The 25051-nt window shown below is 38.5% G+C and carries 20 protein-coding genes; 13 read left to right on the top strand and 7 right to left on the bottom strand.

The genetic code is table 11. The annotated features are described in order from the left end of the window. Positions 1 to 1434: an aldehyde dehydrogenase family protein gene (locus B9A52_RS03100; protein ID WP_084118929.1), complete on the bottom strand. Its 1434-nt coding sequence runs from the start codon at positions 1432 to 1434 to the stop codon at positions 1 to 3. 637 nt (positions 1435 to 2071) lie between these two features. On the opposite strand from B9A52_RS03100, the gene B9A52_RS03090 reads away from it, so the two are divergent. The 4 genes from B9A52_RS03090 to B9A52_RS03075 are packed head-to-tail and all read left to right on the top strand — an operon-like array spanning position 2072 to position 10140. Continuing rightward, positions 2072 to 2470, top strand: a complete 399-nt coding sequence (locus B9A52_RS03090; RefSeq protein ID WP_157370050.1) for a hypothetical protein — start codon at positions 2072 to 2074, stop codon at positions 2468 to 2470. 18 nt (positions 2471 to 2488) lie between these two features. After that, positions 2489 to 6787: a DUF7507 domain-containing protein gene (locus tag B9A52_RS03085; protein WP_084118926.1), complete on the top strand. Its 4299-nt coding sequence runs from the start codon at positions 2489 to 2491 to the stop codon at positions 6785 to 6787. A gap of 12 nt (positions 6788 to 6799) precedes the next feature. Beyond that, positions 6800 to 7774 carry a PorP/SprF family type IX secretion system membrane protein gene (locus B9A52_RS03080; RefSeq protein WP_084118925.1) on the top strand — a complete coding sequence of 325 codons (975 nt, stop codon included), beginning with the start codon at positions 6800 to 6802 and terminating at the stop codon, positions 7772 to 7774. Between the two features lie 2 nt (positions 7775 to 7776). After that, positions 7777 to 10140 (top strand): OmpA family protein, encoded by a 2364-nt coding sequence (locus B9A52_RS03075; RefSeq protein ID WP_231955450.1) that lies wholly within the window; start codon positions 7777 to 7779, stop codon positions 10138 to 10140. A gap of 398 nt (positions 10141 to 10538) precedes the next feature. On the opposite strand, the gene B9A52_RS03070 is transcribed toward B9A52_RS03075, so the two are convergent. Continuing rightward, on the bottom strand, positions 10539 to 11813 hold the full coding sequence (locus B9A52_RS03070) for a peptidoglycan DD-metalloendopeptidase family protein (protein ID WP_084118923.1): 1275 nt from the start codon (positions 11811 to 11813) through the stop codon (positions 10539 to 10541). A 293-nt stretch (positions 11814 to 12106) separates the two neighbouring features. On the opposite strand from B9A52_RS03070, the gene aspS reads away from it, so the two are divergent. Then, complete coding sequence (gene aspS / locus B9A52_RS03065) at positions 12107 to 13867, top strand: aspartate--tRNA ligase (RefSeq protein WP_084118922.1); 1761 nt, start codon at positions 12107 to 12109, stop codon at positions 13865 to 13867. A 189-nt stretch (positions 13868 to 14056) separates the two neighbouring features. Next, positions 14057 to 16927, top strand: coding sequence for an outer membrane beta-barrel protein (locus B9A52_RS03060; RefSeq protein ID WP_084123366.1), 2871 nt, complete (start codon positions 14057 to 14059; stop codon positions 16925 to 16927). 70 nt (positions 16928 to 16997) lie between these two features. Here the strand turns inward: B9A52_RS03060 and B9A52_RS26300 are convergent, their stop codons facing one another. Then, positions 16998 to 17120 carry a hypothetical protein gene (locus B9A52_RS26300; RefSeq protein ID WP_262483143.1) on the bottom strand — a complete coding sequence of 41 codons (123 nt, stop codon included), beginning with the start codon at positions 17118 to 17120 and terminating at the stop codon, positions 16998 to 17000. Positions 17121 to 17457: 337 nt separating this feature from the next. Between B9A52_RS26300 and B9A52_RS03055 the strand changes: the two genes are divergently transcribed. From B9A52_RS03055 to B9A52_RS03035, 5 genes are all read left to right on the top strand, one after another. Then, positions 17458 to 17949 (top strand): hypothetical protein, encoded by a 492-nt coding sequence (locus tag B9A52_RS03055; protein WP_084118921.1) that lies wholly within the window; start codon positions 17458 to 17460, stop codon positions 17947 to 17949. Between the two features lie 3 nt (positions 17950 to 17952). After that, positions 17953 to 18345, top strand: coding sequence for a helix-turn-helix domain-containing protein (locus B9A52_RS03050; RefSeq protein WP_084118920.1), 393 nt, complete (start codon positions 17953 to 17955; stop codon positions 18343 to 18345). Beyond that, positions 18345 to 18791, top strand: a complete 447-nt coding sequence (locus B9A52_RS03045) for a hypothetical protein (protein ID WP_084118919.1) — start codon at positions 18345 to 18347, stop codon at positions 18789 to 18791. Before B9A52_RS03050 ends, B9A52_RS03045 begins: the two co-directional genes overlap by 1 nt. A gap of 83 nt (positions 18792 to 18874) precedes the next feature. Beyond that, positions 18875 to 19420 carry a hypothetical protein gene (locus tag B9A52_RS03040; protein WP_157370049.1) on the top strand — a complete coding sequence of 182 codons (546 nt, stop codon included), beginning with the start codon at positions 18875 to 18877 and terminating at the stop codon, positions 19418 to 19420. Positions 19421 to 19666: 246 nt separating this feature from the next. Further along, a complete protein-coding gene (locus tag B9A52_RS03035; RefSeq protein WP_084123365.1) occupies positions 19667 to 20695 on the top strand; it encodes a phenylalanine--tRNA ligase subunit alpha in 1029 nt (342 codons plus the stop codon). 211 nt (positions 20696 to 20906) lie between these two features. Here B9A52_RS03035 and B9A52_RS03030 read toward each other — a convergent pair whose 3' ends face one another. From B9A52_RS03030 to B9A52_RS03015, 4 genes are read right to left on the bottom strand one after another with little or no spacing between them, the layout of a single operon-like run. Further along, a complete protein-coding gene (locus B9A52_RS03030; protein WP_084118917.1) occupies positions 20907 to 21671 on the bottom strand; it encodes a geranylgeranylglyceryl/heptaprenylglyceryl phosphate synthase in 765 nt (254 codons plus the stop codon). Beyond that, positions 21661 to 22038, bottom strand: coding sequence for a hypothetical protein (locus B9A52_RS03025; RefSeq protein WP_231955448.1), 378 nt, complete (start codon positions 22036 to 22038; stop codon positions 21661 to 21663). The genes B9A52_RS03030 and B9A52_RS03025 overlap by 11 nt, the downstream gene beginning before the upstream one ends. Then, on the bottom strand, positions 22025 to 22384 hold the full coding sequence (locus tag B9A52_RS03020; RefSeq protein ID WP_084118915.1) for a phage holin family protein: 360 nt from the start codon (positions 22382 to 22384) through the stop codon (positions 22025 to 22027). The genes B9A52_RS03025 and B9A52_RS03020 overlap by 14 nt, the downstream gene beginning before the upstream one ends. A 53-nt stretch (positions 22385 to 22437) precedes the next feature. Next, the gene (locus tag B9A52_RS03015) at positions 22438 to 23049 is read right to left on the bottom strand and encodes a YkgJ family cysteine cluster protein (RefSeq protein WP_084118914.1); all 612 of its coding nucleotides are present in this window, start codon (positions 23047 to 23049) and stop codon (positions 22438 to 22440) included. A 291-nt stretch (positions 23050 to 23340) separates the two neighbouring features. Between B9A52_RS03015 and B9A52_RS03010 the strand changes: the two genes are divergently transcribed. After that, positions 23341 to 24075: an LOG family protein gene (locus B9A52_RS03010; protein ID WP_084118913.1), complete on the top strand. Its 735-nt coding sequence runs from the start codon at positions 23341 to 23343 to the stop codon at positions 24073 to 24075. Positions 24076 to 24077: 2 nt separating this feature from the next. Further along, positions 24078 to 25025 carry a lytic transglycosylase domain-containing protein gene (locus B9A52_RS03005; RefSeq protein ID WP_084118912.1) on the top strand — a complete coding sequence of 316 codons (948 nt, stop codon included), beginning with the start codon at positions 24078 to 24080 and terminating at the stop codon, positions 25023 to 25025. Positions 25026 to 25051 lie beyond the last annotated feature (26 nt).

Here is a 25051-nt window from a genome sequence, read left to right as displayed (position 1 = left end):
TCAGAACCACTTCAATAATCCTTCAATGATCTTTTTTCCGGCAAATCCATAAGGAGGATAAAGGGGTTTTGTAGCAGTCATGCCAACTCTTTGCTTCATAATTGCCTTTTCATTGCTGAAAGCCAAAAAGCCATAGTATCCATGTGATTTTCCTATCCCACTGTTGTTGATGCCGCCAAAAGGCAGGTCATTTTGGAGAAAGTGAATGGCACAATCATTTGCAACTGCTCCGCCCGAAGAAGTTTCTTTAAATACCCTTTTGATGGTGTTATTATCATTGGAAAAAACGTACAGAGCCAGTGGTTTTGGCTTAAGGTTGATATAAGTGATTGCTTCTTCCATATCAGCGTATCCCAAAACGGGGAGTATAGGTCCGAATATTTCCTCCTGAATGATATCCATATCTTCTGTCAAACCGGTGATGATGGTCGGTTCAATGAATTTTTCACTGTCGTTGATTAATCCACCATAAAAAGTCCTTGCTCCTTTCAACTCAGCATCGGCAAGCAGGTTTTTGATACGGTCAAGGTGTTTGGAGTTTACTATTCGCGCATAATCTTTGGATTGTTCAATTCCTTTTTTTCCGGGGTTATACATCTGTTCGGTTTTTTCCTTCAATTGATTCAGGAAATTATCCTTGATCGATTCATGTACCAAAACATAATCAGGAGCTATGCATGTTTGTCCGCAGTTTAAAAATTTTCCATAGACGATTTTTTCAGCTGCATCGCTGAGGTTGGCATCTGAATCGACAATGGCAGGTGATTTTCCCCCAAGTTCCAAGGTGATAGAACTCAGATGTTCTGAAGCCGCTTTCATAATGATTTTACCAACAGCAGGGCTGCCGGTAAAAAAAATATGGTCAAATGGTTTGGAAAGCAGTAGTTGGGACACATTGACTTCTCCCTCGAAAACAGCAACTACACTTTTATCAAAAGTCTCCTCTACCAATCTTCTGATCAAAGCAGAAGTATGTGGGGTCAATTCAGAAGGCTTGATGATTGCGGTACAACCTGCAGCAATGGCCGAAACCAATGGTCCCAGTGCTAAATTGAAAGGGTAATTCCAAGGAGCAATAATGAGCGAAGTGCCTTTGGGCTCATATTGGATAGAAGAGCTACTCCCCAACATAGTAATGGGAGTGGGTACTTTTTTGGGTTTCATCCAGCCTTCCAAGTGTTTGATGGCGTGATTGATTTCATTTGTCACCACATATATTTCACTGACATCAATTTCAGGGTATGGTTTTTTGAAATCCGCATGGACTGCCCTTCGGATGTCTTCCTGATTTAATTTGATCCATTCAAGCATTTTCTTTAATAAGGATATCCTCAATAAAGAAGTGCTGTTTCGTAATTTTAAAGATTGATTCTTTTGGGCAGAAAAGACAGCATCAATCTGTTGCTTGATCATTTCTTCATTTGGAGATAGCATATATCGAAGGTCTATGTTTAAGTTCAGGTTCGCTTTTATCCTATTTACATCAGATTGAATTAAAAATCAATTAATGTAAGAAAAACCTGATGAACAAATTCTTTGAATGGCCGTTTCTAATAGTTCAAAAGTATTTATTAATTATGAATTGGAGTATGGAAAGGATCATTCCTCAAAGTTTATTGGGAGATGGTCAAAGGTTAAGGTTAATGAAAGAGTACCTTAAGCAATTAAAAGAACAAAAATCAATTAAATCAAAAAAGGCTTGAGAAAGCCTTTTTTTATTGCCTAAAGCCACTTATATTTCTAGGTTTAAACTTTTTAAAAATCCCGTTAAATGCAAAAAAATGTATTTTAAATAAAATTTTTTGAAAAATGTTTGGAAATGAAAAACATTTAAATGTATTTTTACACCTGATAATTGTATTTCGTATTTCAATCATCACCCAAATCACAGTAAAGGCTTAATCTATCTCAACTGCCTCTACATTTTGTTTATTTAAAGTTCAAAGCCATGGCAAATCACCTTTACCCAGGAGAGAGAAGTATCTTCAAACGGTTGTATCTTCTACTAATTTTCATCTTTGCATTAATATTACTTTCCTTCTCACAGTTAAAAGCGCAGAATCCGGTGCTTTTGGAAAAGTATCTTTTGGAAGAAGGAATGGAAAACACTGTATATCTTCAGTCATTGGTGTATGACAACATTCCGTCAATCATCATCAGCAATGATGGAGTTAAGGAAGTAAAGGCAGGATACCCGCAAAAAGCTTCTGTGGATGCTTCTGCTTTGGGAGCTATCTCCCAAGCAAATGATATTTTTCGCACTGTCAAACTTCTTCAGATCAATATTGCCAGCGAACAAGATAAAGCTGGCCTAAGATTGAGACCTGAACTGCTCAATAATTTCTTCAACTTGTATTATATCTTGATCAATTCCTCGGTCCCATTGTCCCAAGCAGAAGTTTCTGGCATGGTTTCTGGATTTGAGGAAGGCCAGTATATAATCCTTTTTTCAGTCAATTCGATCATGTAATTTTTAAACAGAAGAAAAATGAAAATGCTACAGATCAATTTCCCGCACGCCCTTTTTATGAATAATGTCTTTTTAGTAATATTCATAATGTTTTTAGGTACGGTTTCCTTTGCCCAAAATGATAATAGGGTGCCATTTTCCCATAGAGTAGGAAATCCTGCCCCTCAAAATAATATTTTTAAAATCAGAGGTGATTTTGCGATTATCGGAAATACCAATCTTACTCTGGTTGATTCTACCAAAATAAATAACTCTCTCAATGAAATGAAATATGTGGATATTGACGGAGATGAATCAACGCTGAATTCATCTGCTGCCACATTGGTTTTTTCTCAGGAGAATGGTGCTGACCCTAACTGTTCGGAAATCATTTATGCAGGATTATATTGGTCGGGTAGGGCTAAGCCTAGAGTAGGTTTGGAATTTGATGTAATCACCAGTTCTGAACCAGGAAATCAGGTAGAAAGTGTTTCCAACCAAGAGCAGTTGGTTTATCATTTGGACGATGTGAACTTCAGCACTTATTCCATGTCCATTTCAAGAGCTGGTTCTGAAAACAACAGATTTCCAAGGTTCAATTTTATTTCCAATGCCGGCGGAGATTCTTTTGCTTTTGAATTCAGAAACCTGGAGACAAACCCGGGAAGATATAGGATTGGCAACGGTTCTTGGATTACCCTCAGCAATCAGGTAGTCGAAACAGTGGGAAATGTTTCCATTCTGACATTTGATCCTGTAGAAATCATTGATGGTAACATGAAGCTGACCTTTGACAGGATACAAAGGAACAATGTAACCAATGGAATAACAGACTTATACAGGAATAATTTGAACAATATCAACCTTATTGCTGATGGTGAATACACTCCGGACATTGTTACTACTGTAAGATTTGATAAGAGAAAAGTAAAGATAAAAGGCCCATCATCATCAGAATATTCAGTAGTCACTGCTACCAACAACAATATCATCTATCCATTTAATGATTTGGAAGATATGTATGTAGGTTATGTAGATGTAACCCAATATGTCAAAGAAAATGGTATTGGAGAGTATACTGTAGCGGATATTGCACTTACTGAAGGAAATGGTGGTCCTGTGGGATATTATGGTCATTGGGGAATAATTGTGGTTTACGAAAATTCCAAAATGAATTGGAGAGATGTAACAGTTTTTGATGGTTATTCCTTTGTTCTTTCTCCTGATGGATTCAGCCCGACAAGCGGAGAATTGAAAATTGAAGGATTCAATGCTGTTCAAAATGGACCTGTAAACCTCAAGTTGGGTGTTATGGGAGGCGAAGGCGAGAGGGGTTTAAGCGGTGATTTCCTTGAAATGAGAAATGCAGCTAATTCTGATTGGGTAAGGCTACGACATCCTTTGAATAGTACAAATAACTTTTTCAATTCATCCATTTATACACCTGTAAGGGATAATGGAGGAAATTTGGTAGCCAATCCCCGAAATCCGGAACTTTTGAATAATACTGGAATTGACATTGCTATGTGGGATGTGCCAAACCCAAATAATGAAATAATTGCCAATGGCCAGACTTCCACTACTTTTAGATACGGTTCAAGGAGTGATATTTATAATATCTATGCTATTGCCTTTTCAGTAGATTCCTATGTCCCCGAAATCCAAGGATTCAAGGAAATTGTTTCTATCAACGGACAACCGGCAACAGAAAATCCGACTATAAGGCCTGGTGAGGAAATAGCCTATTCTTTGGAAATTAAAAATTTGGGTACTGAAGGAATCGTAGATGGAAAAATTATTATTCCCATTCCATTTACAACGACTTTTGTGAGTGCAGATTTTGAAGCCTTTTTTACTCCAACCAATTCTAAAGCACCTTATTTTGACCCGAATTTAGGAGCAACAGGTTCAGTAGTTTGGGAAATTGGTGACCTGCCACTTATGGTGGACATCAATGAACTTTTGGCTAGACTTTCACTGACATTAAAAGTAACTGAAGATTGTTTCATTTTATCAGCACCTCAGTGTTTTCCCTTCATTTCTTTAACAGGTAGCATGTCCGGCAAGGGTCAAATATCCCAAACCGAATTCAGTGGGATACCATTTACACAAGGTTTCTTAGAGGGTGATTGTTTGGGAGAGCCAATAAAAGAGCCCTTGGTAGTAAATATTGTTGGAGTAGAGGAGTTTGTTCAGCAGAATTGTGGTGACTTTGATCTTTTCAATGAATTCTTTTTCTGTAACATCAATCCTGAAGAAGGCATTGCTGTTTCTGAAATAAAAGATTCTTTCCCAGTTGGAATAAAATTTTATGATGGTACGGATGTCACCAAAGCCACAGAATTTACGCCAGAAAATCCATTCCCTGCTGTAAGTGGAACCTACTATGCTATCCCGGAAAATTCAAGTGATTGTGTATTTGAATTCAATATCGAAGTATCTATTGTTATTACCAATCCTGCTTCCTCAGGTTCTGATAAGTTTGATTTTTGTCTTGGTGATGAAATCCCGAACTTCAATACAATAGTACTGCCCTCCAATTTCGAGGAGGATGGCCAATATACCGTATTCTTCTATGCTGATGAGCAGGGAGGTTCTCCAGAACTGGGATTTGAAATCGATGGATCTGTTACGGGTACATATGTATTCTGGGTGGCTGAAGGTTTGACTTCTGAATGTGTGGGTCCAAGATTACCGGTGACTGTAACAGTCAATAATTGTGGTCTGGAGTTTGAAAAGACCGGTACATCAGTGGATGTCGATGGTAATGGGTTCATCAATGCCGGAGATAAAATCACTTATACATTTACAGTAAAGAATATTGGAGATGTAACGCTTACCAATGTCACCATTGATGATCCTAAAGTAACCGTAATAGGAGGTCCTCTTGAATCGCTTGAGCCAGGGGAGTCTGATAGCACTACTTTTTCAGCAGAATACATTCTTACCCAAGCGGATATTGATTTCGGTTCTTTTACTAATACAGCTACAGCAGCAGGTGATTTTAAAGGCAATGAAGTAAATGCCACTGATGAAGATGTACAGATATTTCCTCTTATTGGGAATTTATCAGTAGAAAAAACTGCCGTAGAGGAATCCTTCTCCGCAGTCGACGATGTTGTCAATTACATCATTAAAGTCACTAATACAGGAAATATTGAACTCTTTAATATTCTTGTAACAGACCCTTTGACAGGTTTTGAAGCCACTATTCCGAGTTTGATGCCTGGAGAGGTAGCCACTTTTGAGACTGCCTATGTCATTCAATTAAATGATGTATTGGCTGGGGCAGTTGAAAATGTAGTATTTGTAACTTCGGAAGACTCTAATGGAGATCCTATAAATGTTGAAGATTCAGAGACAGTTGGTGCCATCTTAAAAGTCATCATAGCAAACGATGATGAATTTGGCGAGTTCCCTGCAAGTTATGGAGGCATACTTGGCAATATTTTGGGAAATGATCTTTTAAACGGAAGCCCGGTCAATTTTGAGGAGGTAAACTTTGAATTTATCGAGCTGGACGGGGTAATTGGGCTACTTACCAATGAAGAAGGTGAACTGAGTTTGTTGCCTGGAGTCAATGAAGCCAGAGAATATACTTTGAAGTATATTTTAAGAGAAAGTTTAAATCCGACAAATACAGACGAAGCATTTGTAACCTTTAGACTCTTAGAATCAGACGTCAGTCTAGCTGTCACCAAAACCTCCAATAATATTGAGATTTTTGAAGGAGATGAGTTTGAATATGAAATTGTGGTCACTAATCTCGGTGAAACGGATGCTACTGAAGTAGAAGTCATTGATGAACTGCCAAACTCAGTTACCTATGTGAATTCAAGATTTACAGCAAGTGTATCCGGCATTACTGTGAATACACAGGTCACTGGGTCGAGAGTCCAATTCAATATTCCCTTGTTACCTGCAGGAGCTAATGTGGTATTAGTCATCAGAGTAAAGGCCAATGCCCTCACCGGGGATAATCCAATAAGTATAACCAATCGAGTATCTGTTACCTCTGCTGAGACGGATGTCAATCTGGATGACAATGAGGCTGATGACCAAAACCAGATCAATCCATTCTTTATTCCAAATGTAATTACACCTAATGGTGACGGTAAAAATGACAGGTTTGTGATCAAAGGATTGCAGAAATTCAGCAGGACCGAAATAGTAATATTCAACAGATATGGAGATCATGTGTATGAAAATCAGCAATATGAAAATGATTGGAGTGCCCAAGGTCAGGTAGCAGGAACTTATTTCTATGTATTGAAAGGTACAGATACAGAAGGAAGGATCCATGAATTCAAGGGATGGATACAGGTCATCAAAAATTAAATCTCGCAGGTAATGAAAAGGAATTTAAATCTAATTGGAATTTGTTTGATGGTCGCCTTCTTGGCCTCCGGTCAGGCAATGGGGCAGCAGCTGCCCCAATTCAGCCAATACATTTTCAACGGATTACATATCAACCCAGGATATGCTGGCTATAAGAATCAGGGCTATATCCAAAGTACTTACAGGAATCAATGGATGGATTTTCCTGGAGCTCCAAGAACATTTACAGTAACTGCGGACCTCAGTGCCAATGAGGGAATGATGGGCTTTGGTGCTTCTGTATTGTCGGACCAGATGGGACCAACAAGGACTACAACAGGATTGCTTACCTATGCCTATAGGATTCAGACAGGTCAAGAGTCATTTCTTGGATTGGGCGTAAGTGCCGGGGTTTCAGAATATCAGATTGATGGAGATCTTTTGGATCCCTTGGATGGAGACGATGTAGAAATCCCCGGTGGAATCAATAATTTGTTCAGCCCTAATATGAATGTCGGACTGTTTTTCCACAACAGCAAGTTTTATGCTGGATTAAGCAGCTTCAATATGATAGGTAGAAGATCCCTGGAACGTGAAGATATTGCTCTTTCTTTCCATGACCTACATTTCTTTTTAACCGCAGGAATGATGGTTCCGATCACTGATAACATTCAATTCAAACCTTCTTTTCTTATAAAAGAAGTAAAAGGAGCACCTACAAATCTAGACTTAAACGGAATGGTCTTGTTTATGGAAAGACTGTGGGTAGGGGCATCTTATAGATCCAACCTCCATGTTTGGAACGATAACCTTGATAGTGATTTGAGCCGCAGGAATGCCGTGGCCTTTATTTTTGAAGTTTTCGCAACTAAAAATCTGAGAATCGGCTATGCTTATGATCAAAATCTGAATGTACTTCAGAACAACAGGAACAACTCCCATGAATTTTCTGTGGGCTACTATCTATCTCCCAGAAAAGTTACAATGAAAAATCCCAGGTGGTTCTGATTATGAAAAGACTATTTTATCTAATTCTCATTATATATTCATCTTGCTTTATTAACCAGAATGCCTTCGCCCAAAACAGGCAGTTGCGTTATGCAGAGAAGCAATTAGAAATGGAAAATTTCCAACATGCTGCAGAGGTTTTTGAGCAGGCATATAAAAGCAAGCCGAAATATACTACCGCCAAAAAAGCCGCAGAAACTTATCAGTTGATTCAGAATTATGAAAAGGCATTTGAATGGTGGGAGATTGTAGTAGGAAGTGAAGAAGCAGAACGAAACGATTACTATAATTATTTGGTCTCGGCCATCAAGGTTGGAAAGAGTGATCAAATAGATGAAATTTTAAATACCACATCATTTGAGGAGTATGATTTCCCTGAAATTGACTTTGACCTCCTGAAAAAGATGTCCTCCCAAAAACCCAAAGTCAAATTGGTGCCTGTGGAGGGTTTAAACAGTGATGGCTCAGATTTTGGACTGCATGTGAATCAAAAAGGGCTAAAATATTTTTCAAGTGATAGGGGCGATATTTATTCAACGGAAAAAAAGAGTATCAGACTGGATGCCAAAAACAAATTGTACAGCTCTGAGAAAAGCAGTTTCAATGACCGGGAGTTTTTCAGTATCTATACATCCGACACATCAGGTAGCAGTACCAAATTGACATCTGATCTTTCTGATGCTTTGCATATCAGTGACCCAAGTTTGATGGAAAGTAAGAGTATCCTGTTCTATACTGTTTTCAGGGATGTGAACAAGATCAAAGGGAATAGGAATTATGTGATTCACCCTGAAATCTATTTCAGTAAGGTTACTGAGGAAGGCAACCTGATCGATAGCAAATCTTTCCCTGTTAATGATTTTGTAAATTACGGCGTGCAAAATCCATTTGTTGATGAACAATCAAAAAGAATTTATTTTGCTTCTGATAAGCCTGGGGGAACGGGAGGTTTTGATCTTTATTTTGTCACTTATGATGAAAATTTAAATTTTGGAGAACCGATCAATTTGGGAAGTAATGTCAATACCAACCAAAATGAAAGTCATCCTACTATTTCAGGGAATACACTTTACTTTTCTTCAAAGGGCCATTCTGGATTGGGTGGTATGGATATTTTCAGTGCTAAAATCAAAGGGAACGGCTTTGAGAACGTAAAGAATTTGGGTGTACCCTACAATTCACCTAGAGATGACTTTGGATATTTTGTAAGTTCAGAAGGTAAAAGATACCTAAGTTCAGATCGAACAGGCGGAATGGGATTGGACGATATTTACTCCATTGAGGATTTATTCAAAAGGTTGATTGCCAGAGTAATTGATTGTGAGGACAACCTTGTTACTGAAGACTACAATGTCTCATTGAACGCAAATGATGACCTCACAATGATTTCAACAAATAGAAATGAAGCGGGAGAGCTTTTGGCTGAATTGGACATTGAAAAGGATTTCATATTGAATATCAGCAAAAAAGGGTATTTCAGTATTTCAGATAGTACATTAAGTACGGTTGGATTGGAAGAAGATGAAGTATACAGAGAATATAGGTTGTCAAAAGTTCCTTATAATCTTCCTGTACTTGTCGATATTGTTTATTACGATTTGGATAAGTCCAAAATAAGAAATGATGCAGTTCCGGTTTTGGATAAAATCGCAGAATTGATGCAAAAGTATGACTTTCTTGACTTGGCCGTAGCTTCTCATACCGACTCCAGAGCATCTGATGCCTATAACAAAGCATTGAGCCAAAGGCGGGCTGATGCAGTGAAAGAATATCTATCAAAGTTCAACATCCCAACGAATAGGATAAGAATTGATTGGTTTGGAAAAGAAAATCTGACGAATGACTGTGGGGATGGAGTTCCTTGCCCTGAAACCAAACATCAACTGAACAGAAGAAGCGAATTGGTTTTGGAAGCCTTTACGGATACCGAAAAAGAATATGAGTTTCCTAGGGATTTGATAGGGAAAGATAATTGCGACATCACCGAATTGATGGAATCCATACAAAGGGAATTCAACAATATCCCTACAGTTTACTTCGACTTTGATAAATCAGCTATACGCACTGTCCATCAAAGGGATCTGGAAAGGGTTGGAATTATGCTTCAGAAAATGAAAAACCTTCAATTGTATATTTCCGGGCATACTGACCAAAGAGGAAATGAGGACTATAACTTAAAGCTGGCGGAAAGGCGCGCAAAAGCTGTAATGGAATATCTTATCAATAAAGGAATAGATTCCTCAAGGATGCAGTATGAATGGTTTGGAAAATCACGGCCTATAAATGATTGCGGAAGCATACCCTGTACTGAGGAGATGCATCAGCAAAACAGAAGAACTGAATTACAGCTAAAAGGTGGTCAATGACCATGATGAGTTTATTTTTTCAACTTGCGAGATAGATAAGTAAAAATGGCCTCCTTCTGGGAGGTCCTTTTTTTTGATATGGGCTTTGGTAAATGAGAAGCGAGATTTTAGAACCAAGAACCAAGAGAGCCAAGAAACAAGAATCAAGAAACAAGTATAAGAAATCGCCCCTCTCCCAAGTTCCTCCCCAAAAAATCAATAGCTATCGGGACTATCATGAACTAGGCCAAACTTGAATGACCCATGTCATCTATCTTTCCGTAAATGCCATTTTTCATTATTCGGCCTAACGCTTAATTTCCCCATGTGTATTTCTTTACTCACATCATAAGCGAATAAAAAAAAAGGCTTAGAGAACATTTTCCCTAAGCCCAAATAAAATATGATGACCAATACTTTTAATTATTTTTAGCTACTAATTTTGTTGTTGACATACTGTAAGGAATAGCAGCAATCTGTCTTTCTTTTTCCAATTTTACGTGCTCAAAAGCCAACTTGTTTTCATTTGAGATAGGCTCGGATGGCGGAATCTTCTCCTTTTGCCAATCAACTTGCTTACCATTTTTCCAAAATCTGAAACATAGGTGAGGTCCTGTTGCCAATCCTGTGCTGCCAACATACCCGATTACCTGACCCTGACTTACCCTTGCACCTGGTTTCATGCCGGAAGCAATTTTGGACATGTGAAGGTATTGTGTCGTATAGGTTCCGTTGTGTTTGATTTTTACAAAATTCCCGTTGGCGCTTGTGTACCTTGCTTCGACAACTGTTCCATCCCCTACCGTCCTGATTTCTGTTCCTGTTGGAGCTGCATAATCCGTTCCCAAATGCGCTTTGTATCTTTTTTGTACCGGATGGAATCTCTTCAAATTATATGCAGAACTGATTCTGGTGTATTTTACCGGATATTTCAAAAATGCTTTTTTGAAGCTGTTTCCATCCTGGTCGAAGAAAGATCTTTCACCGTTTTGTTCAAAAGGGATGGCATGGTAAGGAGTTCCTTTATGTTCAAAAAATGCCGCTTCAATATCTCCGATTCCTATAGTTTGATTTTCTACTACTTTCTCTGAAAACACAACTTTGAATTTATCGCCTTTTTGAAGGCTTCCAAAGTCCACCATCCATCCGTACAGATCGGCAAATTGGTTGATCAGGTCAGGACTGAGTCCCAATTCAGTCATGTTTACATAAAGATTGCTGCTGATAGTACCTCCAATTTCTACTTTTTTCCATTCTACCGGTTTTTCTTCCTTATAAACTTCCCCCTCATCCAATTTGAAAACCACATATTCAGCGGGATTGGGTTCATAAATGAAGAATTGGGCCAAGGAAGTATCTTTTGAACTGAGGACTGTGAATTTTTTGTTGAATGCGATTTTTCTGACATCAAAAACATCCTTTGACTTTCTGGCTATTTCATCTATGATTTGATAAGAAACATTGAACGGAGCCAAAATGGTAGATAAAGTTTGGTTTTTACCTACTACGCCTTCAATGATATCAAGTTCATTTACATTAATTCCATAGAGAAGATTTACCTCTTCCTCTTCTTCAATAATGATTTCCTGTAAGGGTTCTTCTTTAATAATATTTGAGGTCCCAGCATCTTGGAAAAAATAAAAAGCAGCTCCTGTCAAAATCACAGAAGAAGCGATAATCAATTTTTTATTCATATTATTTCGGGGTAGTTCAGAGTGTATATGTCAAATAAATTTAAATTCAAGTCAATTTCCAAATTTTTGGGATATAAATAATATCCACCTACAAATTGGTAACGTTCAATTTTTGATAAGATTTCATTTGAATCACAAATTATTGAATGTAATCAACGCTAAATTATGGAATAGTTAATTGTTTGGTTTTCTTATGGATGGATAAAAAAGTTTTTCTTTCTTTTTGGTCAATTTAGAATTGTCCATAAGCTTTGGTTATCTTTGCCCACTTTAAAAAAATACAATTTAATAAGATGCTCAGGACACATACTTGCGGAGAATTAAGGATTTCAGACGTAAATAAAGAAGTAAGCCTTTCGGGTTGGGTGCAGCGTGTTAGGAATAAAGGAGGATTGATTTGGGTTGATTTAAGAGATAGGTATGGCCTTACACAATTGATTTTTGAAGAAGATTCCAGCCAAAAAGAGTTGCTCCAGAAAGCGGCATCCCTTGGACGTGAATTTGTCGTTTTGGCCCATGGTCTGGTAATTGAAAGAGCCTCCAAAAATGATAAAATGCCAACAGGAGATATAGAAATAAAAGTATCTCAGTTGGAAATACTAAATCCCTCCAAAGTTCCTCCATTTATCATTGAGGATGAAACTGACGGTGGTGAGGAATTGAGGATGAAGTACCGTTATCTTGATCTTCGGCGAAATGTCATCAGGGAAAAGCTTCAGCTTCGTCACAGAATGATGCAGGAGACCAGAAAGTACATGGATGGTGAAAATTTCATCGAGGTGGAAACCCCCGTTCTGATCAAATCAACTCCTGAAGGTGCCAGGGATTTTGTAGTACCAAGCAGGGTCAATCCCGGGGAATTTTATGCCTTGCCCCAATCTCCGCAGACTTTCAAGCAATTGCTGATGGTGAGTGGCTTTGACAGGTATTTCCAGATAGTTAAATGTTTCCGTGATGAAGACCTCAGGGCAGATAGACAGCCGGAGTTTACTCAAATAGACTGTGAAATGGCCTTTGTCACACAGGAAGATATTTTGAATACTTTTGAAGGTTTGGTCAAACACCTTTTCAATACTGTCAAAAAAGTGGAGCTGGAAGAAGTCAAAAAAATGACCTATGCAGATGCCATGAAATTCTATGGCAATGACAAACCGGATCTGCGCTTCGATATGAAGTTTGCTGAACTTAATGGATTGACCCAAGGAAAAGGTTTTGGGATTTTTGACCAAGCGGAAATCATTCTGGGTATCTGTGCCAAAGGAGCAGGAGAATATACCCGCAAACAGTTGGATGAATTGACCGATTGGGTAAAAAGACCCCAAATCGGCGCAAAAGGTCTGGTATACGTAAAATGCAATGCTGACGGAACATTTAAATCCACAGTGGATAAGTTCTATTCGAATGAAGACCTCAAAGCATGGGCGGATTTGATGGGGGCTCAACCTGGAGATTTGCTGCTGGTACTGAGCGGTGATGAAAAGTCTACCAGGAAACAGATGTCCGAACTCCGTCTTAAAATGGGGGAAGAATTGGGACTCAGGGATAGAAATATATTCAAACCCCTTTGGGTGGTAGATTTCCCTTTGTTGGAATGGGATGAAGAGACGCAAAGGTACCATGCCATGCATCATCCCTTTACTTCACCCAAAAAAGAGGATATTCCGCTTTTGGAAACCAATCCAGGAGAAGTAAGGGCTAATGCTTATGATTTGGTCATCAATGGGGTAGAAATCGGTGGAGGTTCTATCAGGATTCATGACCGCGCCACCCAACAATTGATGTTCAAGCATCTTGGTTTCACGGATGAAGAGGCCCAAAAGCAATTCGGATTTCTCATGGAGGCATTCGAGTACGGTGCCCCTCCGCATGGTGGCATAGCATTTGGCTTTGACAGACTTTGTGCGATTTTTGGAGGTTCCGATTCCATCAGAGATTATATTGCATTTCCAAAGAACAACTCCGGTAGGGATGTGATGATCGATACACCAAGTACAATAGCTGATGAGCAATTGAAAGAGCTTTCTATTCAGGTAAATATTCAAAATAAATCTTAATAAGCTGATCCCCATCGAACCTATTTTTTGAAAGGGTTTGATGGGGATATTTTTTTTAAACTAAAATTTGATTTAACCCTTTTTTCTGCCTTCTACCCTAAAAAATACCCACTCAAAATTTACAGTATTTTTGGATTAAACTTTTTACTGGTTCGAGAAGTCTAAATGGAGATTTTATTAAGCAGCAACATGAAGATTTCTACATTCAAATTATTTTTACTTCTTTTTTTTATTGCCCATTCCTTTGATTTACAAGCGCAAAGGGGAGAAGGCAGAGGCCAGCAAGTCCTTTTAAAGGGGAAAGTAATTGAAGGCACCAATAAGGAAACGATGATTGGTGCCAATGTCCTGATTAAAACTGTGACGGATTCCTTGTTGGTTTCCACCGTTACCGGTGCAGATGGATATTTTGAAATAGCCCGTCCCAGAATTCCAAGTGTCAAACTGGAGATAACATTTTTGGGATATCAAAAGATAACCCAAATCCACAATAGAGGCGATGCCCTTGATCTTGGGACATTGGTGTTGATAGAAGACAGTAGACTATTAGGGGAAGTGGTCATCGAAGGTCAAATCCCGGTCGGTGAAGTCAAAGGAGATACCACTTCTTTTAATGCCAATGCCTTTAAGACAAGAGAAAATGCAGACGCAGAAGATTTGGTAAGGAAAATTCCCGGAGTCACAATCCAAAATGGAGAAATCCAGGCTAAGGGGGAAGCAGTGCAAAAAGTCTTGGTTGATGGTAGAGAGTTCTTTGGAAATGATCCCTTTATGGCCTTGAGGAATCTGCCCGCTGATGTCATTGACAGGGTGGAGATTTTAGATCAAAGGTCTGACCAATCCAGATTGACTGGATTTGATGATGGTAACTATTCCAGGACCATCAACATTGTCACCAGACCGGATAAAAACAGCGGTCAATTTGGAAGGATTTATGCAGGATTGGGAACACAGGACAGGTATGCTGCCGGTGGTAATTTCAATATTTTCAAAGGAGATAAAAGGATTTCAATCATTGGTATGTTCAATAATATCAATCAACAAAACTTTTCTTCTCAGGACCTTGTAGGGGTTAATTCGGGAGCTCAGGGTGGCGGTGGAGGCAGACCTGGAGGCGGTGGTGGCCGACCCGGTGGCGGCGGAAACAATAACTTTTTGGTTGGTCAGGATCAGGGTATTATTACAACCAACAGTCTTGGGTTGAATTATAGTGATAAGATAGGTAAGAAGATGAACCTTACAGCAAGTTATTTCTTCAATTCAACCAATAATAATGTTTTTAAACTTACCAATAGAGAAACAATTCTTTCAGAAACCAATAGGCAGTTTTATGAGGAAAGCCTGATCAATACCATCAAAAACAATAACCACAGGATCAATGGCAGGATAGAGTATGATCTCAATGAAAAAAATGCCATAATCATTACCCCTTCCATTAATTTCCAAAACAACGATACTTTCAATGACCGTATAGGACTCAATCTAAGCGGTGTCCTTGATTCGCTCAGTAGTTCAAAAACGATCTCGGATGCAAATACCAAAGGATACAATATCTCCAACAATTTGGTATATAGATATAAATTCGAAAAAACGGGAAGAACATTATCCACCACAGTTTTTACATCATGGAACCAAAGAGACCAACTTTCTGAGTTAATTGCTGCCAACCGGGATTTTATCAGGGATATCAAGGATACCATCAATCAGGAGACTTTTGGATTGTCAGATGGTTTCAATTATCGGGCTACCTTACAGTTCACAGAACCTGTTTTGAAAACAGGATTGTTTACTGCCTCCTATCAGGTGGGCAACAACAAGACTTCCGCTGACCAAAAAACCTTCAGTTTGGTTCCTGAGGCAGGCATCATGCTATTGGATACAGCATTGAGCAATGTTTTCGACAACAAATTTATCGTTCAGAGACCAAGTGTGGGGCTCAGTTATCGGTTGAAAAGCTGGAATTTAAATGCCAACCTGGATTATCAGTATGCTACTCAGGACAATGAAAGCCTTTTCCCTTTGGAACTGACCTTCAATCGCTCATTCAGTAATTTTCTTCCGGGATTGAATGCTTCCTATAGAAATCAGAAAAAGGGAACTTCCTTTAGGTTGAGGTATAGAACCAACACCCAAGAGCCAAGTGTCAATCAGCTTCAAAATGTCATCAACAACCAAAATCCACTACAGCTTTCCATAGGGAATCCAAATCTCGGACAGGCATTTTCACATACTGTATTTACCAACTATTCCAAAATCAATATAGAAAAGTCCAAAACCTTTTTCACCTTTCTGTTCCTGTCGCTGACAGAGGATTTTATCGGTAACAATACCTTTGTCGCGGTAAGAGATACTTTGATCAATAATGAAACACTGCTCAGATCAGGTGGGCAAATCACCCGGCCTGAAAATCTTTCCGGGCAGTTTAGGTCCAGGTTGTTTGTTACCTACGGTTCCCCGATAAAAAAAATCAAGTCCCAGTTCAATTCGAATACCAGTGTTTCTTATAACAGAACTCCCGGTGTGATCAACTTTCAGAAGAATTTCAACGATAATATTGACCTTAGTCAGGGCTTGACTTTGACCTCCAATATCTCCAAAGACCTGGATTTTACCCTATCCACAACGGGTACCTATACCATAGTCAACAGTAGTCTGCAGGCTACATTAGACAACAATTATTATATCCAATCCTCCAATATCCGACTCTATTATTCTCCCAATGGGGGGAAACTTTTTGTTTCCAATATTGTCAACAATAATATCTTCAGTGGACTGTCCGCTGATTTGGATCAATCAGTTTGGCTTTGGAATATTGAAGCAGGCTATCGGTTCCTAAAAGACAATAAAGGGGAGTTGAAGCTATCCATTTTTGATTTGCTCAATCAAAATAACGCGATAGCCAGAACTGTCAACGACGTCACCATCGAAGATACTTTCACCAGAGTCTTGACAAGGTATGGTTTGGTTTCATTTACCTATATCATCGGTAATTTCAAACCACAACCTGCCCAAGAAGGTCCAACAGGAAGGCCATGGGGTGGTGGGGGAAGGAGTTGGTAGGGTTGTATTTTCAGGTTATTTCAGAAATTTAGCTTTATTGGAGTTTGGTTTTTCTGAAAATGTCAAGACTTTAAATTCCAAAAATCAATTCCTTATACTGTTGATCTTTTACCTCTTTCTTTTGCCCACTTCTTGTAGCCGGAAAAAGTAAGTAGATAGAAATTTCTCTGGATACGATAAATATTTTGGCCATTTTTGAATGCATTTCAATTATCTTAATTCCATCGCAGGTTTTTAAGCCTGCGATCAGCGCTGTAAATGCTTGTTGATAGGTGCAACAATGCCAAGACTGATAATTTTACAGAAGAGGAATACATAAAAGTTGGAAAGGTTTTTAAAGAGATTTGGGATGCAAGGTTGAAGGGCAATAATAACTTTTACTTTTATTAGCTTTTTGACAATTTCGGAATATTTTATAATTTAAAGGCACACACAAATATTTTGGTTCTAATTTTTGAATCATTGGATTAACTTAAAAGTGAATAATTTTTGAAATTAACTTAAAAGTGAATAGCTTTACACTGGAAATAATGGATATTGAACCGGCTTGTACCTTTTATTCGGTAAAGTGGCTTGATGAAGATTTTACAGAAACAGATAAGTTTATTCTGAAGTACAAGGATAAAACTGAATTTTCTGAAAGTCTTCAAGCTTTGGCTTCCTTTATCACTGATGTAATTGGGGAAGATGGGGCATATGAAAGTTACTTTCGATTTGAAAATGATGCACACGCAATACCACCTTCTGGAATTTATCAAGTTGGAGAGATTGAAATTGATTATCGGGATTTTAAATTGAGACTCTATTGTTTAAGAATTTGTGAATCGATTGTTGTTTTATTTAATGGTGCCGAAAAAACCAGTCAGAAAGCCCAAGATGGCAATACAAGTATGGTTTTTTATGAAGCGAATATGTTTGCTCAAAGGATTTTAAAAGCAATTATAAAAAGAGAGATATTGATTGATACAGAGAATGCCAGAATTTTATCTGATACTGGAAATTCAACTGAAATAATTTTATAAGCTATGAGAAGTAAACTTATTCAAGAAATATTAGACAAAACACCACAAGACATCCGGATTTTTACTCGAATGTATGCAGACATAGTCTTGCGGGTTCATGACCTAATCAAGGAGAAGGGAATTACCCAAAGAACCCTGGCGGATATGATGGACAAGAAACCTTCAGAAGTTTCTAAATGGCTTGGGGGAGAACACAACTTTACCCTGCGGTCCCTTGCCAAATTGCAGGCAGAATTGGGAGAACCCATTATTTATGTTCCCAAAAAGAAAACATTTGTGGGAAATAAGGGAGGTAATATTTCCCTTACAGTTTATAAGAATGATGTGAAAGTGGAAAATAAGGAGTTCGTACATGCAACTCCCCAAATAAACCCAGAAAAAACCCAAGTTGCCTAATGTCTGATCTTGGAATTTTACAGCCTGATAAAATCAACATCGTTGATTTTAAAATCATCAATGGAAGCCTTTCAAATCCATTTGGTTTTAAAGCTGATTTGCTCGAAGGACATCAATTTGATGTAAACTTTGACTTGGGATTCAACATAGAAGACAAATTAGTGAAGGCAGATTTCGAGGTATCTGTATTTACCAAAAGTAAAGAAGAGCAAGATGAAGTTTCTGGTAAATTTCATTTTGTGTTTGTATTCTTGGTTGAAAACCTCGAACAATTGGTTATAGAAGACAAGGATAAAAAATCACTCACTATAAACGGGGACTTAGGCAATGCCCTTGCTTCTATTTGTTATTCTACCAGTCGGGGAATATTGATGAGCAGGTTTCAAGGAACTCCCCTCAAAGATTTTATTTTGCCTGTAATAGATCCTAATCAACTGCTTAAATGACCGAACTAGACCTTTCTGTCAAACCTCAGGAAATAGAACTTTCTTTTTCAAGGATAGCCGATTAATTGCTCAATCAATATGTCTTGATTAGCGGCAGACGTAAATTTAGAATTTGCGAAATTGAATTCTACTATAAAGAAGTTGAAGGCCATCATAAAGACATCTATACCCATGCTCATGAATTACAAAAATCATCAGGCAAATGGTATCAGCATGGGTCTGGATTGGATATTACTTGTGGAAATGACAAAGCTTATGGAGGGATTTTGATCCGAGCATTGCAGGAGTTAAATGAAGAGGGAGAAGAAATAAATTATATCTACGGGCCATTGAAAAGCCTCCATATTTTGATGGAAAATTTTGGAAGTGTTGACAAACATGAAATTACTTTTGGATTGGAAAAAGTCCACGGAGGTTTTATTACCTCTGAATCAGTTTTGAACGCTACTAGAGTAGGACTCAATCCGGTACATGACAAGGAAATGCAACAAAAAATGTATCGATACTTTATATTTCCTCAAAAACCACATGATCGGAAGGGTGAAATCATAGCAAGTCTAAGAGGAAGAATAGAAGATGATAAACTTAAAGAACTTTTCGGTTGGAAGACTTTGCCTGACCCAAAATAGGTAGCTTAATTTTTTAAGGGAGAACTAGGCTTTACAGGAGCCCTAAAAAACTCACAAAAAAACCATTTCATTTGGTACCCTTCTCTTAACCATTTTTTTACAATTTCTATGATTTGGGAATTTACCCCTTACCGGATAGATTCCAAACAATTGCATTCTTGGGAGATACTTATTCAAATACCCGCTGCCTATTCCCATATTCCAAGAGTTTCTTTTAGATTTGTGGTTCTGAAAAATGAACAACAAATGCATCAGGAAAAAATAGAAGCCATCAAATCTTCCATCGCTTCGGCAGATGCCGGCAATGCGGATGAGTTGGAGGCTTATAGGATGAAATATATCAGCAAGAAAAGTGTAGTGGGAGAGCTTTTTGCTGAAATGAGAAATATCCCCAACGAACAGAAAAGGGAGTATGGTCAATTGGTCAATGAAGTCAAGGAACTAGCTGACCAAAAATTTCAGGAATTGATTGAAAAAGTAAATTCCACTTCTAAAAAGTCAAAATCTTCAGACATTGACCTGACGTTGCCACCTACGATAGTTAGCGCAGGAGGAATCCATCCGTTGACTGCTACCCGTCAGCGGATCATAGAAATTTTCGAACGTATAGGATTCAACCTTTCCGAAGGTCCTGAAATAGAAGATGATTGGCATAATTTTACCGCCCTGAATTTTCCCGAAAACCATCCGGCCAGGGAAATGCAGGATACTTTTTTCATTGAGAAAAAACCTGATATTGCCTTGAGAACACATACTTCCTCTGTGCAGGTGCGGGTAATGGAAAATCAGAAACCGCCTATTCGGACTTTGTCACCGGGAAGGGTTTATCGTAATGAAGCCATATCTGCCCGTGCCCACTGTATTTTCCATCAGGTGGAAGGCTTGTATGTGGATGAAAATGTGGGTTTTGCGGATCTGAAAAACACCTTGTATCATTTTGCCAAAGAAATGTTTGGCAAAGAAACCAAGGTGAGGTTCAGGCCATCATTTTTCCCCTTTACAGAACCCAGCGCAGAGATAGACATCAGCTGTCTGATTTGTGGTGGAAAAGGCTGTAATGTCTGTAAAGGAACAGGTTGGGTGGAAATCGGAGGTTCCGGAATGGTCGACCCCAATGTATTGGAAAACTGCGGTATTGATTCCAAGAAATATACAGGATTTGCATTTGGAATGGGAATCGAGAGAATCGCTATGCTCAAATATCAGATCAAGGATTTGAGGCTATTTACGGAAAATGATGTCCGGTTTTTAAAGCAATTCAAATCAATGCTCTGATTCTTGTCCCTTTAGGGACAAAATATTGGTAGGAAATGATGTTTTAAAATTAGGATGACGTGCCTTTAGGTACGAAATATATATTGTACCTAAAGGCACAAAAAACATACATTAATTGCTTTTTTCTACCCACATCGTGTCCCTAAAGGGACTTGGGTCAGAACTGGTAACAATATTGTTTTAATTGACAAACTAGAGATAACAGTCTCTGTCAATTCGCCAATACCCTAATCGATTCTAAGTAAGCGGAAACTTCAGAGAGTAGCTTTGGGTTTTTTCCGGCACCATTTCCGATTACCACTACATCTGCCCCGGCATGATAGGCTGTTTTGATTTTTTCCAGGGAAGTTAATCCCCCACCGACAATCAGCGGTGACATTGTTTTTTGCTTCACTTCGCGGATAAGTTCGGCCGAAACCGGATTGGGCGCTCCGCTTCCGGCATCCAGATAGAAATAGCGCATGCCCAGGTATTTACCTGCAAGGGCTGTTGCCGCGGCCAATTCGGGGTGGTGATTTGGGAGAGGGATAGTCTGACTGACATAATGTACAGCAGTGGTTTGACCTCCATCTACCAACATATATCCTGTGGGAAGTACTTCGACTTTACTTTTTTCAAGAAGAGGCGCCACACTGACATGTTGCCCGATCAACAGGTCAGAATTTCTACCTGAAATCAAAGAGAGAAACAGCATCGCATCTGCCAATGGACTGAATTGAAGGGAATTTCCGGGGAATAAAACTACAGGAATATTCTCGGCTGTTTTTTTTATAAATCTAATGATATCATTGATACTGTTTTGTTGGATAAGGCTGCCTCCTAAAAAAATAAAATCAATTTTTAATTGAATGGCTTCCCGAATCTGGTTTTCAAAAAGGTCTATTGACTTCACATCATCAGGGTCAATAAGCCATGCAATTCCTTTTCTTCCAGATGCAGTAAGTTGCTCAAACTTCAAACCAACACTATTCTGCATTTTTTTCTGGACTGTTTTCTGATTCGTTCAGTTTTTTCAAGAACTGTTCTTTACCATAATTGATCGCAATGGGGAGTAGTATAGCTCCTAACCTTCCCATCAATCCCGGTTGACTTTTTTGGGTCAGTTTATGTTTGATTTCCTCATCTAGCAACCCTTCCTTTTCGAGGGTTTTAAGGATTTTTTCTGTTTTATTGTTTTTTTTTCTACCCAATAATCTCACAGCGGTAAACGCTACGATTCCTCCCAATAGAATGGCACCACCGATTTTTGCAAAGCCTTCTGATTCTTTTTTGACCAGACTCAACTGCATTTCAAGGGTTTGTTCCAGCTCTTCGGCCTTTTTTTCCAGCTCAGTTTTCATCATTATCTTTTTTTCTTTTTCCCAAAACAAATTTTTTCAGGAATTTTTGGGTAGGATTGGTAATACTGCTTGATTCTCTGATAAAGTATAAGAGAACCAAAACCAACACATATATAAGGGAAACATATAAAAAACCCTTGAATGTAGAATACATTTTTTCACTGAGATAAAATGCCAGCGAGATGCTTGCAAACAACAAAGCCATCAGAGATACTGTAGCCATCATGATCAACAAAAAAATCCGTGCAAAAATAGCGGTCAGGTGATCATTGATTTCTTCTTTGACAAGGCTGATGCGTACCTCGATAAGCTGTTTGATCGTTTGAATAATTTCAGAAACGTTGAACATAAAAACCTATTTGGTGGTGGAAATCAAGGCCAATATACGCCAAAAAGCTCATATCAAAAATTTTCCATGCTTTCCGGTTCCTGGTTTTCTGTGTAAAATTTAAAGGTGATCACAGACTCCAAGGCTTCTTTTATCGCTTGGTTGATGGGTAATTGTCGCTCGGTCAACCTAAAATCTATATTGTTTATTTTGCGATAAGCATCTGTGCTTGAAGGAATGGGCATTTCAGACTTAATTGCAGTGACAGTAGTGTCATACAAGGCTTTCTTTTCGGTTTTTATTTTTTTACAAGTGATGATTTCTTTTTGGCCTTCTTTGTTTTTTCTGGCACTGGATCCAAAAAGTCTGCAAATCATTCCTCGATTTTGATAATCCGAGCAAAACCCCAAATGTCCATCCTCGGAAAGAGATTTGTAAAGAATACAAGCATCCTCTTCGGTAGTCTTGTCCAAAATTTCCAAGGCCTTTTCTGCCTTGCCTTTGGTATATAAATCAAAGGCCAAAGGAAGGAATTCAAGTACCGAAGCGCTTACCTTTGGGTTGGAGCAACAAAAGCCACAGCCGGATATACAGGTCAGTTTACTGGCATCAAGGAAAGACTTGATTTCTGTATCAAGTTCCTCAAATACCTTTCTGACTTCCTGTGACTTTTCTTCGAGATTCATAGATTGAAAATTAAAAGCCTGCGAAGGTAGATCAAGTTAAGAATCAAAACAATAGGAGTGACTGAACTATTTTTTTATTAAATCATATTCGAATTTTCTTTTCTTGAAATAATTTTATGATTTAAAAAAACAAGGTGCAGGTTTTAAAGAAACCAACTTCCCAATTCGGGCTTCTGGCCAATTTTCAAAAGAAAAGTTATCTAGGTACAAGATTGGCATATCCATATTATATTTAGCCAACGGAAAGGATATTATTGGTAGAACATTCGTTGTGGATTAAAAAGGATAATTATGAGCAGCAGATTTGATAATTTTGATGAAAAGCGGGAAGAAAAAACCCGAAAAGCTTTTAAAGAAAGAGATTGGAATGAAATAAAGAGTACCGATTCATGGGTGATTTTTAAAGTAATCTCCGAATTTGTTGAGGGTTTTGAAAAATTGAGCAAGATTGGCCCCTGTGTTTCTGTCTTTGGTTCGGCCAGAACCTCTGCTGAGCATCCACATTATCTTATGGCGGAAGAGATTTCTGCCAAATTGGTCAGGCATGGTTACGGAGTGATTACCGGTGGTGGTCCAGGAATTATGGAGGCAGCCAACAAAGGAGCGAGTTCAGAAAACGGGAAATCAGTAGGCTTATGCATCAAACTCCCTTTTGAATCAAAAGGAAATATTTATATCGATCCAGACAAGATGATCATGTTCGATTATTTCTTTGTCCGAAAGGTGATGTTCACCAAATATTCCCAGGGATTTGTGGTTCTGCCGGGCGGATTTGGTACTTTGGATGAATTATTTGAAGCATTTACTTTGATACAGACGATCAAAATCGGAAGGTTTCCAATTGTTTTGGTTGGGAAGGAATTTTGGGGCGGTCTATTGGAATGGATTAAGAATACCCTTTTACAAAAATACAACTATATCAATTCAGAAGATTTGGACTTATTCTTTCTCGTGGATGATGCCACCGAAGCGGTGAGGGTAATCGATGAATTTTACAGCAAATATTTACTTACTCCAAATTATTAAAATTGAGACGATATCACCTATTTATCATATATGGACTGATTGCCGTTCTTTTTCTTGTTGTTATTATTCAAAATAAACAGGGAATACATTCTACAGTTTTTGGGGAAGAAGTAACCGTTGAGGCTGCTGATGGTCAGATGATGACCTTTACCATTCCGGAACCTAAGGTCCGGATTTTTGCTCTTCCCGAAGAAATCAGTTTTGCAGGAGAGCCGGTACCACTTCACCAATCTGATGTCATGGAGCGTTTTGAAAAGGAGATTTACGTCAATGCCTATTGGCAGTCCAATATGATCCTGTTGATGAAGCGAGCGGGAAAGTTTTTGCCAATGATAGAAAAAATCTTTAAAGAACAGGGTGTTCCTGAGGATTTCAAATATCTCGCTATGGCAGAATCAGGATTACTGAATGTGGTTTCTCCCGCAGGGGCCAGGGGTTTTTGGCAGTTTATGCCAGGGACGGCAAAAGATTATGGTCTCGAGGTGAGTAATGATGTTGACGAAAGGTATCATTTGGAAAAGTCAACGCTTGCTGCTGCAAAATATTTGAAGGCTGCTTTTGGAAAATTTGGGAATTGGACTTCGGTGGCGGCAAGCTATAATATGGGCATTGCAGGAATAGGGAAAAGAAAAGAGGAGCAAAATCAAAGTGATTATTACAATTTACATTTGGTAGAGGAGACCAGCAGGTATTTGTTCCGGATTCTGGCTTTCAAGGAGATCTTCGAAAATCCGGTTAATTATGGTTTTGATCTTTCGGAGGATGCTATTTATAAGCAGCCATTATTTAGAGAGTTGAAGGTAGACCAAAACATCCCAAACCTTGCTCAATGGGCGATAAGACATAATTCCAATTACAAAGAACTCAAAATTTATAATCCGTGGTTACGGTCCTCCAAGCTGAACGTGAAAAAAGGGAAAGATTATTTAATTAAATTACCCATCGATTGAATTGAAGTCGTTGAATTTTTCTATTT

The organism is Aquiflexum balticum DSM 16537 (genome assembly GCF_900176595.1).
GTDB classification, from domain to species: Bacteria; Bacteroidota; Bacteroidia; order Cytophagales; family Cyclobacteriaceae; genus Aquiflexum; species Aquiflexum balticum.
Note: the sequence above shows the minus strand (reverse complement) of the source record. Positions and strands in the feature narration are given on the sequence as shown.